10 protein-coding genes and 1 pseudogene are annotated in these 15,637 nt (G+C 54.7%); 10 read left to right on the top strand and 1 reads right to left on the bottom strand.

Features of this window, described 5'->3' with window-relative positions; translation table 11 throughout:
- Positions 1-411 precede the first annotated feature (411 nt).
- The 6 genes and pseudogenes from ACWHYZ_RS13295 (at position 412) to ACWHYZ_RS13270 (ending at position 9,008) form a co-directional block, all read left to right on the top strand.
- Complete coding sequence (locus tag ACWHYZ_RS13295; protein WP_447983172.1) at positions 412-1,926, top strand: M48 family metalloprotease; 1,515 nt, start codon at positions 412-414, stop codon at positions 1,924-1,926.
- 381 nt (positions 1,927-2,307) lie between these two features.
- Positions 2,308-2,721, top strand: coding sequence for a hypothetical protein (locus ACWHYZ_RS13290; RefSeq protein ID WP_447983171.1), 414 nt, complete (start codon positions 2,308-2,310; stop codon positions 2,719-2,721).
- Positions 2,722-3,080: 359 nt separating this feature from the next.
- The gene (locus tag ACWHYZ_RS13285; RefSeq protein ID WP_447983170.1) at positions 3,081-3,833 is read left to right on the top strand and encodes an HAD family hydrolase; all 753 of its coding nucleotides are present in this window, start codon (positions 3,081-3,083) and stop codon (positions 3,831-3,833) included.
- A gap of 44 nt (positions 3,834-3,877) precedes the next feature.
- Positions 3,878-6,292: a glycoside hydrolase family 65 protein gene (locus ACWHYZ_RS13280; protein ID WP_447983169.1), complete on the top strand. Its 2,415-nt coding sequence runs from the start codon at positions 3,878-3,880 to the stop codon at positions 6,290-6,292.
- A gap of 309 nt (positions 6,293-6,601) precedes the next feature.
- On the top strand, positions 6,602-6,943 hold the full coding sequence (locus ACWHYZ_RS13275) for an SCP2 sterol-binding domain-containing protein (protein ID WP_447983168.1): 342 nt from the start codon (positions 6,602-6,604) through the stop codon (positions 6,941-6,943).
- Positions 6,940-9,008 (top strand): annotated as a pseudogene (locus ACWHYZ_RS13270) (amylo-alpha-1,6-glucosidase). Before ACWHYZ_RS13275 ends, ACWHYZ_RS13270 begins: the two are co-directional and overlap by 4 nt.
- A gap of 365 nt (positions 9,009-9,373) precedes the next feature.
- On the opposite strand, the gene ACWHYZ_RS13265 reads toward ACWHYZ_RS13270, so the two are convergent.
- Positions 9,374-10,441 (bottom strand): class I fructose-bisphosphate aldolase, encoded by a 1,068-nt coding sequence (locus ACWHYZ_RS13265; protein WP_447983167.1) that lies wholly within the window; start codon positions 10,439-10,441, stop codon positions 9,374-9,376.
- A gap of 291 nt (positions 10,442-10,732) precedes the next feature.
- Between ACWHYZ_RS13265 and ACWHYZ_RS13260 the strand changes: the two genes are divergently transcribed.
- The 4 genes from ACWHYZ_RS13260 (at position 10,733) to atpG (ending at position 15,349) form a co-directional block, all read left to right on the top strand.
- Positions 10,733-11,320, top strand: a complete 588-nt coding sequence (locus ACWHYZ_RS13260; RefSeq protein ID WP_447983166.1) for a histidine phosphatase family protein — start codon at positions 10,733-10,735, stop codon at positions 11,318-11,320.
- 1,680 nt (positions 11,321-13,000) lie between these two features.
- Positions 13,001-13,645, top strand: a complete 645-nt coding sequence (locus tag ACWHYZ_RS13255) for a response regulator (protein WP_447983165.1) — start codon at positions 13,001-13,003, stop codon at positions 13,643-13,645.
- A gap of 120 nt (positions 13,646-13,765) precedes the next feature.
- Positions 13,766-14,191, top strand: coding sequence for a response regulator (locus ACWHYZ_RS13250; protein ID WP_447983164.1), 426 nt, complete (start codon positions 13,766-13,768; stop codon positions 14,189-14,191).
- Between the two features lie 285 nt (positions 14,192-14,476).
- Positions 14,477-15,349, top strand: a complete 873-nt coding sequence (gene atpG / locus ACWHYZ_RS13245) for an ATP synthase F1 subunit gamma (protein ID WP_447983163.1) — start codon at positions 14,477-14,479, stop codon at positions 15,347-15,349.
- Positions 15,350-15,637: the final 288 nt, after the last annotated feature.

Raw genomic sequence — 15,637 nt, 5'->3', positions numbered from 1 at the left:
AGCGGCTTTGGCTAAGACCTGTCAATGTTGACAGGTCTTAGCTGAACAACAGTTCGATAGAATACGACAACCGTGTCCGTACGAGCCCGCACCGATCGACCGTGTGAACGGAAAGGTGAAGAAGTGCCTCTTAAATACACGACAATCAGCACTAGGTGCGGTCGGGACTTCATCACCTGGTTCACGCTCAACCAGGTCCTGTCACTGGTAACGCAAGAGCCGATGTGCGGGCACGGGAGACAGCGCCGCGGATGAGGGACAAGGAGCGGTTCACGTTGCTCTATAACCTGATGAAGATCAAAGGCTCCAGCGGCAAGTCCCACAAGTGCGTGCCAAGAAAAATCAATCAGGGAGCTGACTAGCGCCGGGCGTCCCGCCGCGCGGCGTGCCAGTGACATGATGACAAGAGAGATGTTGAATCGCCGCCACATTAATTTCCTCACTGGCGGCTGCCTCCTGTCCCTTATCACCGTGATGAGCGCATGTTCAGCGAACCCCGTCAGCGGGATGCCAGAACTCACACTGGTGACGGTGAAAAAAGAGAAGCAGATTGGGGAAGAGGAATCGAAGAAGGTCGAGCAGGAAATGGGATTGCTCGAAGATTCGGCGTTGACCGGCTATCTCGATATGCTGGGCCGCCGGTTGGCAAAGGAATCGCCCCGACAGGATGTGTCGTATCAGTTTCACGTTGCCGATATGATCGAACCGAATGCGTTCGCCTTGCCGGGCGGCTATGTGTACATCACGCGCGGTCTCCTCGTCTTCGTCAATACGGAAGATGAAGTGGCGGGGGTGCTCGGCCACGAGATCGGGCACGTAGCGGCCAGACACACCGTTCAAAAGATATCCAGACAGGGACCGTTCGCATTGGTCACGAATCTTGCCGCCGGCGTGACGGGCATGGTCGTCCCGCTGGTGGGAAATATCGTGGGCAGCGTCGGCAATTTCGCGCAGAGTCTTGTGTTTTCACCTTATAGCCGTTCTCAGGAGACCCAGGCGGATGAAGTCGGACAGGAGATTGCGGCGAAGGCAGGTTGGGATCCCGCAGGCTTGTCCGCATTTCTGAACACGCTGGAACGGCAGGAAGCGTCATTGACTGACGGACCCCGCCGCCCCAGCTTCTTCGATTCGCACCCGGCTATCCCTCATCGGGTGGAAAAAACCACCAAACATGCGAAGGAACTGACGCGATCGCCGCGGGAGCCGATCACCCCGTCCCATAATGCGTTTCTCGCCCGGCTCGATGGGCTTGTCATCGGCCAACGGGCAGCCAACGGGATCATCCAAGGCCGGACGTTCCGCCATCCGGACTTGAACTTCTTTATCGAATTCCCGGAATCCTGGAAGGTGGACAATACCCCGGCCCAAGTCGTCGCTGCGCCCAAGGAGGGAGACATGGCGATCATCCTCCGGAAGGTCGCGGAGGGCAATGATCCGATGGAAGGTGCGCGGATTTTGGAGAAGGCTAGCAAATCCTCAGTCGTGTCAAAGACCCGGACGACTACGATCAGCGGGCTTCCCGCGGCCCGAACCCAGATCTCGGATTCAGGAGTCGCGGTGGATCTGATCTGGATTGCCCATGGCGGGATGATTTATCAGATCGGCGGTCTTGCCAAGACGGCAAGGTTTGAAGCCGTGCGACCTCTCTTTGATCAGGTGTCGCAGAGCTTTCGTTCTCTTTCACCGAATGAACGAGATGCCATTGGGGAAAAACGTCTCCGCCTGGTGAAGGCGCAGGCAGGCGAGAATCTCGAAAGGCTCGTGACCCGCTCACATTGCAGTTGGAATCCGAAACAAGTCGCCGTCGCCAACGGACTGACCGAAACGGAAAGGCTTCGAGAGGGACAGTTGATTAAGATTGCCGTCGAGGAGCCCTACGCGGGGAAGCGTCGACCGGCGTTCGCAGAGCAGGCTGTGATGAGGTAGAAAGCAGCGAGGTTTAGCAGAAAATGAGAAAACCAGTGTTCCCTACTGTGCAGTATCCGACTGCCGACTTTGACAGTTCCTGTGGCTCCAGTTGGTCCTAGAATACCCCCATCTTATGTTTATTGGGCAATCGGCAATCTTCACCGGACTGACGATGGTCGGGCCGTCTAGGTGCCGACCCCTGTTGCTCCGGAAGACCTCCATGAGGCACAGCCTGAGTCACTGGCTCCAGGAGATTTGGCGGCTGGGCGAGATCGAGGGTCAAGGGAGCGATTGTAGATAAGTGATCGCGCCGCGGTGGTTGGTCTTCGAGCGAACGCAGACTTATGAATGGGTCACCACTTGGGAGTTGGGTACATGCCGATGGTGACGAGGCTCTAGATGCAACGGCCCGTTGGCTTGAGGGTCGTGATAGTGTTGGCTCTGGTGCAAATGCTCTTCGGCGCGTTTCGTGCTGTTCAATGGTTTGAACTCGGCAGAGAGCTGATTGAGGGTGGCATCTTCATGTATCCCTTGGCGGGGAGGCTCATGATGGTCCGGGGAGGTCTGATCGCGATCATCGCGCTGCTGTACCTTGCCTTTGCAATAGGTGCTTGGGCTCGCCAGGGATGGGCCTGGTGGCTCGGACTTATTGCGGCGTTTCTGAACGTGACTATCACTCTATGGCTTGTGTTTGATGGCGTCCAGGTCATACCGGTCCTGATCTCCGCCCTGATCGCTCTCGTTCTGGTGTGTTACTTGATAGCACCGGCGGGACGTCAGGCGTTCACGCATCGGTCTGTTGCGGTCACGTGAGCTCGTAAGGCGGCTTCTCAGGGTGCGACCTTTAGTGCGAGTAAAGATGGGGCAATCGGAGGTAAGAAGTTCCCGCGGTATGATGCAATGTCGGACTGCAACCTAGCACGTTGACTTCTCATCCGTAAGACCGTCCCTTCCATGGCTCCGCACAGCCTTTGTGCCCCCGGATAACTGCGGACGCGTTTGGTTTATCTTCGCTTTGTGGAGGCAGGCGCCCATCTTGAGCCCTGTCAATTTTACTAGTTCCTCAAAGATGCAAATGGTCTTAAGTTAGTGGCTGGTCGGCGGGGCTGTACCGTCCACCTGGAGATGTGAGCGTCGAGACACTCGTAAAGCTTCGAGCTAATGGTGAGGCAATGAAAGTGGATTTGTTCTCCGGACAGAGATTCGACGCGGTGCTATTTGACCTGGACGGCGTACTGACGGCCACTGCGAAAGTCCATGCGGCATGCTGGAAGAGAATGTTTGATGAGTATCTCCGGATGCGCGGGGCTAAAAGGGGAGAGTCGTTCTGCCCATTTGAGATACAGAGCGATTACAAAACCTACGTGGATGGCAAACCGCGGTACGACGGGGTGCGCGACTTCCTCAAATCGCGGGCGATCGAGCTACCAGAAGGCCACCCTGATGATCCACCCACTGCTGAAACGGTATGCGGCTTGGGAAACCGAAAAAACGACATGATCAACGACGTGCTTGAATCGGAAGGCGTCGAACCATACGAGGGATCCGTTGCGCTTGTTCGGCAACTCCGAGGGCAAGGGATAAAGACCGCAGTCGTGTCTTCCAGCCAGAACTGCTTAGCGGTCTTGAAAGCGGCCAAGATGGCCGATCTGTTCGACGCCAGAGTAGACGGAGATGTGGCGAGCCGACTGAACCTGCGAGGGAAGCCGGCACCGGACACCTTTCTTGCCGCCGCGACCCGTCTTGGTGTGTCGCCGCAGCGCGCCGTCGTCGTGGAAGACGCGATTTCCGGCGTCCAGGCCGGCCGGGCCGGCCGGTTCGGGCTGGTCATCGGAGTCGCCCGAAAAGGAGAAGGCGACGTGCTGCAGGACAACGGAGCCGACGTGGTCGTCACCGACCTGAGTGAATTGCTCCAAGATCGTTGAATAGCAAAGGATCCTTACCACATCGAGGAGTTGAACGACAATCCATGATACATCGTCCACGATATCAGCCGGCTCCGCATATCTACCCCCCCGATGAATGGAACATGGTTGAAAAGCAGTTCATGCCGGAACTCTTATGCCAAGGCGAGACCATGTTTGCTCTTGGTAACGGATACCTCGGGATGCGGGGATGTTTTGAGGAGGGAGGACCCAGTGGAGAGAACGGGACCTTCATTAACGGCTTCTATGAATCGTGGCGCATCCGCTATCCGGAAGAAGCCTATGGGTTCGCGACCACGGGCCAAACGATTATCAATGTGACCGACACAAAAATTATCAAGTTGTATGTCGACGATGAGCCGCTCTGGCTGCCACAAGCCAACGTGCTCTCCTTCGAGCGTCGACTGAATATGAAAGCGGCCACGCTTGATCGAGACATTCTCTGGGAGACACCGGCAGGGAAGCGAGTATCAATCAAATCCCGACGCTTGGTGTCATTCGTGCATCGCCATGTCGCCGCCATTTCATACCAGGTGACATTGCTCAACGCCGAAGCTCCGATCGTGATTTCTTCTGAAATGGTCGCCAACGAACCAAGCCGCCCAAGGACAGAAGGCGATCCGCGGCAATCAACCGTCTTTACTGGACGAGTGCTCCACCACAAGGCCAGTTATGCGAAGGGCCAGCGTGTCGTGCTCTGTCATGGTACCGAAAAAAGTCAGATGACACTCGCGAGTGCGATTGATCACTTTCTGGAGACCGATGCCCCTCACTCGTCTGACATTCGGGTAGGCGAAGATTTCGGCCGTGTGGTCTTCTCCATCGACGCACGGCCCGGCGTGTCGATCAATTTGACGAAATACATGGCCTATCACACCAGCGATACCGTCGCTGTGGAGGAGATGTGCGCACGCGCTGAACGGACGTTGGATCGAGCCGTTGCACAAGGGTTTCAGACGTTATTGTGCGGGCAGGAACAGTACATGAAGGACTTCTGGCGAAAAAGCGACATTCAAGTGACCGCGGATCCCCTTAACGCAAAACACTCCACCAGCGAAATCCAGCAGGCCATCCGGTTCAATCTATTCCACATCATCCAAGCCGCTGGGCGGGCTGAGAACTGCGGGGTCCCGGCGAAGGGTTTGACCGGCCAGGCCTATGAAGGCCACTACTTCTGGGACACCGAAATCTATGTGCTTCCGTTCTTGATTTACACGTCTCCTCGTATCGCCAACAATCTTCTCCAGTTCCGGTATCGTATGCTCGATAAGGCAAAGGAGCGTGCACGCCAGTTGAGTCAGAAAGGAGCGATGTTCCCTTGGCGGACGATCAATGGCGACGAAGCGTCTGCATTTTATGCCGCGGGAACAGCCGCGTACCATATCAACGCCGACATCATGTATGCGCTCAAGAAGTACGTCAACGCGACACAGGATGAGGAGTTCCTGTTTCACCAGGGCGTCGAGATGTTGGTCGAGACGGCTCGCCTGTGGAGTGATTTAGGAACCTATTCGGAAGGTCAGGACGGCAGGTTCTGCATTTATGGCGTGACAGGCCCGGATGAATATACCACCGTCGTCGACAACAACATGTATACCAACCTCATGGCAGCAGAAAACCTGCGCTTTGCGGCCGAGACGGTCGAATCGTTACAAGCACGCAAACCCGAGTTGTTTGCTGCGCTGGTGCACAAGACGGGCTTGCACAAGGAGGAGATTGAAGCGTGGAGGCTAGCAGCCGATCGGATGTATATCCCCTATAACGAACGTCTGGGCGTGTATGCGCAAGACGACACCTTCCTAAAACGCACGCGATGGGACTTCAAAAACACACCGGCCGATAAATACCCTTTGCTCTTGTTCTACCATCCCTTAACGATTTATCGGCATCAAGTCATCAAGCAGGCAGATGTCGTGTTGGCTATGTTTCTCCTCGGCCATGCGTTTTCGCCAGAGGCCAAGAAACGAAACTTTGACTACTATGACTCGTTGACGACGGGCGACTCCTCTCTTTCTGCCTGTATTCAAAGCATCATGGCGGCGGAAGTTGGGGATTTGGACAAGGCGATCGAATACTTGAGGACCGCCATCCTCATGGATTTAGGTGATGTCGCAGGAAACGTGAAAGACGGCTGCCATATCGCCTCCATGGGTGGCGTATGGATGGTGTTCGTCTATGGGCTCGCCGGCTTCCGTGATTACGACGGGCGATTAAGTTTCAACCCCCGCATCACGGACAGACTTGAGAGGCTCCGGTTCACCTTGACCGTTCGCAGCCAAGTCTTGGAAGTCGATATCGGCCGCAATGCCACCACGTATACGCTTCAGGAAGGAACCGGCCTCGTTATCACTCATGAGGGTCAACATATTGACCTTTCGCTTGGCAAACCGGTCCGCGTGTATTCGCATGGCGCTGCGGCAGCTCCAACGGTGCCAGAGCCGCTCACAATGAATGAATAGTAAATCGATAGCCGGTAGGCACGAAAGGCTCCGTCTGAGTACATCGGTGTCCGCATAAGGCCCTGGACGCTCTTTGAGGCAGGCGAGAAGTGTCTGGTTCCCGTTGCCTGACGAAGAAGACCGAGGTAGTCGCCTGCGTCCTTGAGGACACAACGACCGTCCATCACGACTGCCTGCAAAACTCGTGGCCCCTGCCGAGGCCGTCCCGTGTGGTATGTCGACGGTCGGGCAGGTAGCCACCTGTTCGGAATTCGATAACAACTCGTGGTCGACAAGGAATGGAGCTACCCTGACGAGAAATGAATCGCCATGACTCATGACATCCTGAGATCACTGTTGGAACGGCTGTGGGCGCCTATCCTTCCCCCCAAACTGATGGCCGCGACGGCACGGTACCGTTTTAACCTGGGGCGAAGCGAAGAATGGGACATCCTTTTGGACCGAGGAGGCCTGTGGCTGGACCAGACCGACCGTCCACCAGACTGTCTGATGGAATGCACCTCGGATGAATTGGCCGCCGTTCTGTCGGGGCAGCACAATCTCCTCTCGAGCTTCATGCGCGGCGATGTCCGAATCGACGGGAGGCTTGCTGCAGCGAAACTTCTCTACACCTTTTTGCGATACGCTCAGCTCGAGGAGGCCAAAGCATGACCACGGAAAACGTTACCATTCTCGACGGCAATACGTTCTTGGTAACTGACCGCCGTGGCGACATCGACGCCTCACTGGAAGATCCCCTTGGGCTTTTCCTGGACGACTCTCGGTTCCTATCGAAATGGGTACTCCTCCTCGACGATCGTCGGCCAAACATCCTATCGATCGAGACGCTGAATTATTATGAGGCACAGCACTTTCTGGTGCCAGGGACGGGAACGATCTACGTCGACTCTCCGTTGTCGATCATCCGTCGTCACCGAATGTATCGCGGGTTGTGGGAAAATCTCACAATCATGAATCACTCCGACTCCTCGAAGGAGATCCAGGTGCGCCTGATCGTGGACTCCGACTTTGCTGATATCTTCGAAATCAAGGACAAGATTGCCAAGCGCGGGACTCATTACCGGCGTGTCGAAGAGGGGAAGCTCGTTCTTGGCTACCGCCGTGACCGGTTCTGTAGGGAAACCTGGATAACCAGTAACGAAAAGCCTACGTACGACACCGACAGTGGTGAGCTACGATTTGATGTCACCATCCCGCCGCAGGGAGAGTGGAGCACACAATTCCTAATTGAAAGCGTCGACGTGAATCTGAGGGGCCTGTGCGGGGGATCGGGCCGAACTGGCAATCTCGAAACCGCTTACAAGGATCGGGTTGAGGAAGTGGAGCGATGGCGCCGGGGAGCGCCCAAATTAGCTTCTTCCTGGAGAGGGCTCGAGCGAACCTACCAGCGGTCTATCCAAGATTTGGCGGCGCTTCGCTTCTATCCCTATCTTTTCCCGGACGGCGCCCTGCCGGCCGCCGGCCTTCCATGGTTTATGGCCATATTCGGCCGCGACAGCATCATCACCAGTCTGCAAGCGATGCCATTCATGCCGGATCTCGCCCGAACGACGCTGATGTTGCTGTCCGAGCATCAGGGAGCCCGGAGCGATGACTTCCGTGACGAAGAGCCGGGGAAAATTCTTCACGAACTGCGTCGGGGTGAGATGACCGCTTTTGAAGAGCGTCCGCACTCGCCCTATTTTGGCGCCGCCGACAGCACGCCCCTCTTCCTCATCCTTCTCGGCGAGTACGAGCAATGGACGGGAGACACACAACTCGTCCGGGAACTGGAATTCACCGCGCGGATGGCACTGGAGTGGATTGACCGATACGGCGATCGCGACGGCGACGGCTATGTGGAGTATGAACGGAAGAACAAGGATAGCGGCCTTGAGAACCAATGTTGGAAAGATTCGTGGGACTCCATTCGCCATGCCGACGGGCGTCTGGCGAAGCTCCCGAGGGCGACGTGCGAAATCCAGGGGTACGTCTATGACGCCAAAGTGTGCGCTGTGCCCGACTAGCAGGCACTGTGTGGGGTGACCCTGTCCTCGAAGAACGGCTTGAGAGCCAAGCGGCTGATCTGAAGCAGCGGTTCAACCGCGATTTCTGGATCGAAGAGGGAAAGTTTTTCGCGCTTGCCTTGGACGGAGAAAAGAAACAGGTCGACTCTCTCACCTCCAATATGGGCCATCTCCTTTGGAGCGGCATTGTAGAGAATGACAAGATTGAGGCATGTGTGCGCCATCTTTTGGGAAAACGTCTGTTCAGCGGATGGGGCGTACGCACCATGGCGGAAGCAGACGCCGGATACAATCCCATCGGCTACCACGTCGGTACTGTCTGGCCGCACGACAATTCGATCATTGCCTGGGGGCTGCGACGCTGCGGGTACCGCGAAGAAGCGGCGAAATTGGCGCTCGCAATGCTCGAGGCGGCCACGTTCTTTGAAGGACGACTTCCAGAAGCGTTTGCCGGATATCCTCGTCACTTGACAAGGTGGCCAGTGGAGTATCCGACGGCCTGCAGCCCCCAGGCGTGGGCGACGGCAACTCCGCTGCTCCTGTGCCGAACTCTCCTGGGTCTGGAACCCGTCGGCGGGCGACTGCTGGTTGACCCGGCGATGCCGGAAGAGATCGAAAAGATCGAGTTACTCGATATTCCTGGCCACTGGGGTTTGGCCGATGCGTTCGGCCGAGGGCGCATCTCACTGGAAAGACTGCATAAAGCGTGATGGCATTCGCATGAGCGGACCCGAGCTTCCCCTGGCCATCGCAGCCCTAGGGTCACTGACTGCCGATAAGGCCCTGGTCAATTTGAAAACCTTGACGATGGACATTGAACAAAACGAGGAGAAGTCTGGCCTTAACGACACATAGAACAACTCACACCGACATGCAGTTTAGCAAAAGCAGTGTCAGTACCGGTGGTATCGCACGGGTCTGGAAAGGCGCTTTATGACACTCGGCACACGGCGATGCTAAATCGATGCAGTCTTCTTAGAGTAGGTCGTCTCTAGATGCGCTCGCAATCGTTCTTCGATTGGATCGACTGAATTTTGAATATCATAAAATTATATTATGATGACCGCGTGCCTGTTCAGTCGTCATGCCAATCAGATCGATGGGTGGCAACCCCAGCTCCGACAGGTTCTTGCTCCATCCCCTCTGTGTACGCGCCCAAGGCTGCCGCTGCATTACACTTGGCCCGATGATAAAACGCCTCCTGTCCGGCATTGAAGTTCTCCGTCTTGCCGTGCCACGCTTCGAGCGCCGAATCCTGCAGTGCTCGGCCGTATGAGAAACTAAGTTTCCAAGGCTTCGGTTCTTCAGTCTTATTGATCGCGTTAAGGTGTGCCGTCGCGATCCTATCACTCTGGCCGCCAGACAGGAAAACAATGCCGGGGACGGCGGGCGGCACGTGCCGCTCAAGGCAGCGGATGGTGGCGGTGGCGACTTCCTGCACTGAGGCTTGCCTGGGACTGTGTTTCGCGGATATCACCATGTTCGGTTTGAGAAGGATGCCCTCCAGCCGGACGTGCTGTTCGTAGAGAGCCTGAAAGACGACGTACAGCACCTGGCTGGTGACCTCCTCGCACCGTTCGATGGAATGGTTACCATCCATCAGCACTTCGGGTTCTACAATTGGTACAAGCCCTTGCTCCTGACAAAGCGCGGCGTATCGCCCGAGAGCATGGGCATTTGCACTGATGCACATAAGGCTGGGCAGCCCGTCCGTAATTCGGATGACGCCGCGCCACTTCGCAAATCGTGCGCCCATATCCCGGTATTGCTTCAACTGCTCTCGGAGCCCATCGAGACCTTCTGTCACTTTTTCATCAGGGGAGCCGGCGAGCGGTTTAGCGCCCTTATCGACCTTGATGCCCGGCGTGATGCCTTCTTTCGTCAGGATGTCTACCAGGGGAATCCCCTTTGAGTTTTTCTGTCGAATGGTTTCATCCTGTAGAATGACGCCGCTGATGAACTCACGGGCGCCTGACGTTGTGAAAAGCATCTCTCGATACATGCAGCGGCTCTCCTCGGTAGAGGCAATCTTGAGTGCGTCGAACCGTTTGGTCAGGGTCGGAACTGTTTCATCGGCTGCCAGAATACCCTTTCCGTCAGCGGTTAACGCCTGAGCAGTCTGTTCAAGTTCCTGAAGGCTCATGTCTTCCTCCTCATCGGGTTCGTTGCCTCACTTCAGAGCCAGCTTCATTACGTCAGGGAAGTTTCGGGTTTCACATGGACAGTGCTTTAAACGCTTCGGCTTTCCCTCCTGATGTCCTTGAACTCCACTGTGAAGACGTTATCGAGATTCTCACCGGCCCGGTGAAACTGACACTACCGAAATCCAAAACTTCGATGAACTGTCACAATTGACAGTAGGAAGATAGCGTATTCTTGATACGCTTGAGACGACGGCCATGGTACGGCTCAAAGAGCGAAAAAAGGATGTCCGATGAGTGTAAACGACATACCACAGGTCTTTATCCTGCGCCATGGCGAAACCGAATGGAGTCTGAATGGCAAGCATACAGGGATCACAGACATCCCGCTGACGGACAACGGCCGGAAGGTCGCTAGGCTTCTTCACCCGGTGTTGACGAAAGTATCGTTCTCTCTAGTTCTTACGAGTCCGCTGCAGCGGGCGAGAGAGACTTGTACACTTGCAGGCCTTGGAGACAGCGCTACCATTGATTCCGACCTGATGGAATGGAACTACGGTCAGTACGAGGGTATGACGCCGCAGCAAATCTACGAGAAGGCGCCGACCTGGATGATATTTGAAGATGGATGTCCCTCCGGAGAAAAACCGGAAGAAGTCGGCACACGGGTTGACCGCGTGATTGCGAAAGTTCGAGAGGCGGAGGGAAACGTCGCGCTGTTCGCACATGGTCACATTCTTCGAGTATTTGGAGCACGGTGGCTGGGTCTTCCTGCAAGGGCCGGTCGCCACTTTCTGCTCGATACAGCAACGCTGAACATTCTGAGCTACTATCATGGCAACCCTGCCATTAAGCGTTGGAATGCGAGTCTCAGCGGGTGAGCTATACGTGAAGGAACTCTCAGCACGCGATGGGTCACCGAACGATCATGACGCAAGGTGAGGGGGGAGCTCGTTTTGTACGCCTTCTAGCCTATTTACGATGGCTTGTAATCGAAGGGGCAGAACCACCCATGGTCAAACCCATTCCTTCCTATTTCCACAAATGAAATCCCCTCGTCTTTAGACGTTGTCGAGACGGTCGGACTTAAAGTGCCTGACGTTTCTTCCGTGGCAGGGAATATTGAGTCCTGCATGATTACGGAGAAAGATTCACGCCTCCATCGAGAAGATGCGCAATCACTACCGTGCAGCATGATTATTTTTCGGGAGACAGTTCTGCCGTATATTCGATGCCAGTAGTGGTCTTTCCAGATACCCTTAGCAAGCGTTGATCACCTGCTGTGTAAAGTAAACATCGAATACTGCCTCGATCGGTCTGTGACAGTAATACACCCCCAGTCTCAACAAATTTGCCTTTCCCGCTTAATACACCGATCGTCCGGTAACTTCTAAACTCAAAGTGTCCATCCTCGTGAATGAAGAGTTTAACCCAATCATCGTATCGCGAGGCAGGAGACCGTATGAGGAGGCCTCCCCACATACCTGCTACGCTGCCGGGAGTCGTGATCTCTGAACGATTCCATTGCGGTGATTTCGAGGGCTGAGCCGTATTGCATGAGACAAGGACCGCAACTTCGCTGACCAATATAAAACAAAATATAGCGACGAATTTTATGGATGATTTCGTTCTTGGTTTACGATGCATGTTTCCACAGTCGTCCTTTGACCCTTCAGTATTCCTATAGCTTCAACCCCCGACCAACCTCGCTTTTACTTGGCCTCGATCCCGTAATGAAATCGTCGTCGTTAAGCGGTCATTCTCTTGCGATAGACAAACCGGCCTAGGCTCCGGATAACGGTGTATGAGCACGGTGGCCAGAGGAGAATCGTTGCCACACGTTCCTTTACCATTAAGTCGACAGTTTACCTACTGGCAAAATTGACAGTGCCCGATGACATTCGACGGGGGAACCCGCCTGGCCTCACAGGAAGGACGCTTGGTCACGTTACTATAACGGCAAAGCACATCACGTCCTTGATGACGATCTTCTTGAAGCGAATCGTGGGGGAATATCCTGGCTGATCGGTGCACTCAGTTTAGCTTTCAAAGGCTGTAGAACCGACAACACTAGGGCTTGCCGATTACTGAGTAATGCGACGTTGTCGGAGTTACAAAAAGATCATACTCTTCACGATATTCAAGGTAGCCCGAGAGACGGTATAGAATACTCGCTGAGCACAGGTTGTCTATCGAGGCATACACGTCGGGACCGCAATGTCCAGCATTGAACAGGGCAAGAAAGTAAAGTCCGGCCGACCCTTCATTCACAAGCAAGAAAATTCACCACCGCGTCGAGAATCCTGGCAGGTTAGCGTTTCGTCAGATGCGCTCATGGATCGTAAAATCCTGTTGGCTAACCTCTCTGCCTCTTCATTAGTCGTTCTCGAACCTACAGGGATTCGAGAATTGAGTGCTGATGTGTAGCTGATCGACGCCAAGATGATAGGGGAGTTCGTCATTCAATCCTGGTCCTCTGGAACCGAAGTCAGGGCAATAGTTCCCCTACCTTCTCGATGCTCCAGCGAGGAGGACAGGACCAAAAAAGATGAGGGCAAGGAATGGTAGGCCGTCCACGTGTCATTCTTGCCGATGATCATGGCATCTTGCTCGAGGCGTTCAAGAAGCTTCTTGAGCACAGTTGCGAAGTCGTGGGCACAGCGGTGGATGGACGGCAGCTCCTTGCCGTCGCCTCAAACCAGAGACCGGACGTCATCGTATTAGATATGGCAATGCCGCTTCTGAACGGGCTGGAGGCCGGCCGCCAAGTCAAGCACCTGATGCCTCAAATAAAATTGATTTACCTTACAGTGAATCAAGATCCGGATTTTGCTGCAGAAGCCTTTCGAATTGGGGCTTCCGGATACCTGTTAAAGAATTCGGCAGCAAGGGAGCTCTTTCATGCGATCCAGGAGGCCCTCAAAGGGCGCCGGTATGTGACCCCGCTGGTCAGTGAGAAAATGGAGGAGAGTTTTATTCAGGGATCGAAGCCGACGCTGGGAGCCATCGAGTTGACCCCTCGGCAGCGCGAAGTTCTTCAATTGCTGGTGGAAGGATACTCGATGAAGCAAGTTGCCCATATCTTGAAAATAACGGCCCGCACCGTCGCGTTTCATAAGTATCGCATCATGAGCGACCATCGCTTAAAGTCTAATGCCGAGCTCTTCCGATTCGCCGTTCAGCAAGGCACTGTGCCGGGAAACTGAATCGCCGTTCCCTCGCACGTATTGGACCGCCCACTGCTCCCGATAGCCTGTCAATTTTGCCAGTGCTTTCCTAAATTACAATCTGTTACATCACTATCTGATCCTTCCCCTATTAGCTTGATGATCCACTCAAAAGCCAAGCTTGAACGAAGTCGGCTTGTGGTGGCTGACGACCATCAAAGCATACTGGATACCGTCGTGCTGATCCTTGAGCCAGAGTTCGCCGTCGTGGAGACGGCGCGTGACGGCGGGACGCTGTTGGAAGCTGCCGTACGGCTCGATCCCGACGTCGTCGTGCTCGATATTGCGATGCCGGTGCTCAGTGGCCTGGAAGTTTCCCGCCGTCTCAGAGACCGAAGTTTTCGAGCTAAAGTGGTGTTCCTGACCGTTCATGATGACGAAGACTTTGTCCGCGAAGCGCTGGCCGGAGGAGCGTCCGGCTATGTGGTGAAGGCCAATATGGCAGTGGAACTGCCGCATGCAATTCACGAAGCGCTCCGCGGACGAACCTTCATTTCCCCAAGCATTCGGTCCGACAATGCGTGATGTTTCTGCGATGCGTCGCCTAAGTTATTGGGATTCCGCTGAATACTCTTTCCTCTTAATTCAACGTTACGTCCATTACCTTAGTTCTCTAAAAAAGCTGCCCATGAAACGCTTGGGCTGGGACATCAGCACGACGTGCTGGCTCGTCGTAGCTCGAGCAGGTCTAAGTAACAACATGACCTATTAGGTATGACAGAAACTTCACACTCCTAGCTACATTCAAGACCGCCCAAAAAGCGTAAGAGGGGATGCCCTAGAAGATGTCCCTATGGTGTGAGAAGGACAATGGCAAACTTACAAGCTTTGCGTCGAAGAATCGCCTCCGTCAAAAATACACAGAAGATCACGAAGGCGATGAAGATGGTGGCAGCGTCGAAGTTACGCCGAGCACAACTCAGAATTCTGGCGTTTCGTCCGTATGGAGTGCGGATGCGTCACGTACTGGCCAATCTGAGCGAACGAGTAAATCGGTCTGCCCATCCACTGCTGCAAAAACGACCGGTTCGGATTATTCAAGTCTCCGTGATCACCAGCGACCGGGGCCTCTGCGGGGCGTTCAATACGAACATCTTTCGCAAAGCGCTGCAGGTGATCGAGGAATGTGAGAGGAGCGGGGCGAAAGTGCTGATAGGGGTGGTAGGCCGGAAGGGAGGAGATTTCTTTCGACGTCGTCATTGGCCGATTCGCGACCCGTACATCAATGTGTTTGAACGATTGACCTATGAGCACGCCATGGAGATCGGTATGGCCGGCGCTGACGCATTCACCAAAGGCATATTCAATGAGATGCTTGTGATCTATAACGAGTTTAAGTCCGTCGTCCAACAGCGCGTCGTCGTTGAAAAGCTTCTTCCGATCGAACCGCTGGAGGAATTCGGAGTTGCTCATGGAAGTATAGGGGGCGCATATCTCTATGAGCCGGACGAAGATGAGTTGTTTCACACGCTCCTTCCGAAATATGCCCAGGTTCAGGTCTTTCGCGTTTTGTTGGAATCATCCGCGGCCGAACAGGCCGCGCGTATGCAAGCCATGGATGGCGCGTCGCGGAATGCTGGAGAGGTAATCAAGAACTTAACCAGGCTCTATAACAAGAGCCGCCAAGAAGCAATCACGAAAGAATTGATGGATATTGTGGGCGGCGCAGAAGCGCAAAAATAACGCAACAGAATGCTTCAGCCATCCCCGGAGGACGAAAGCTGATGTCGCAACGAACGAAATGTGCATTGCCAGCGCATGAATGCATCACCAGCATGCAAACGTAGTCTTGCCTCTGGGGGGACCGACTAACCGTTCAAGAGGCGTAAAGACCGGCCATTTGAGTACCTTCCAGTATACTTTCTTCCTCAAGCTCGCCAGCCGTTGCGGTCAATGACGCAACACGTCAATCACATTTCTCCATCTCTCCGGCATGTCTCATCACATTGGTTTTCGTAGGCGGATTGAAGT

The sequence above is a fragment of the Nitrospira sp. Nam74 genome, assembly GCF_965152615.1.
Note: the sequence above shows the minus strand (reverse complement) of the source record. Positions and strands in the feature narration are given on the sequence as shown.

What these genes read in the sequence shown, in the direction of transcription:
- ACWHYZ_RS13295 (WP_447983172.1), top strand. Translation starts at nt 412, where the DNA reads ATGTTGAATCGCCGCCACATTAATTTCCTCACTGGCGGCTGCCTCCTG.
- ACWHYZ_RS13290 (WP_447983171.1), top strand. Translation starts at nt 2,308, where the DNA reads ATGCAACGGCCCGTTGGCTTGAGGGTCGTGATAGTGTTGGCTCTGGTG.
- ACWHYZ_RS13285 (WP_447983170.1), top strand. Translation starts at nt 3,081, where the DNA reads ATGAAAGTGGATTTGTTCTCCGGACAGAGATTCGACGCGGTGCTATTT.
- ACWHYZ_RS13280 (WP_447983169.1), top strand. Translation starts at nt 3,878, where the DNA reads ATGATACATCGTCCACGATATCAGCCGGCTCCGCATATCTACCCCCCC.
- ACWHYZ_RS13275 (WP_447983168.1), top strand. Translation starts at nt 6,602, where the DNA reads ATGACTCATGACATCCTGAGATCACTGTTGGAACGGCTGTGGGCGCCT.
- ACWHYZ_RS13265 (WP_447983167.1), bottom strand. Translation starts at nt 10,441, where the DNA reads ATGAGCCTTCAGGAACTTGAACAGACTGCTCAGGCGTTAACCGCTGAC.
- ACWHYZ_RS13260 (WP_447983166.1), top strand. Translation starts at nt 10,733, where the DNA reads ATGAGTGTAAACGACATACCACAGGTCTTTATCCTGCGCCATGGCGAA.
- ACWHYZ_RS13255 (WP_447983165.1), top strand. Translation starts at nt 13,001, where the DNA reads ATGGTAGGCCGTCCACGTGTCATTCTTGCCGATGATCATGGCATCTTG.
- ACWHYZ_RS13250 (WP_447983164.1), top strand. Translation starts at nt 13,766, where the DNA reads ATGATCCACTCAAAAGCCAAGCTTGAACGAAGTCGGCTTGTGGTGGCT.
- atpG (WP_447983163.1), top strand. Translation starts at nt 14,477, where the DNA reads ATGGCAAACTTACAAGCTTTGCGTCGAAGAATCGCCTCCGTCAAAAAT.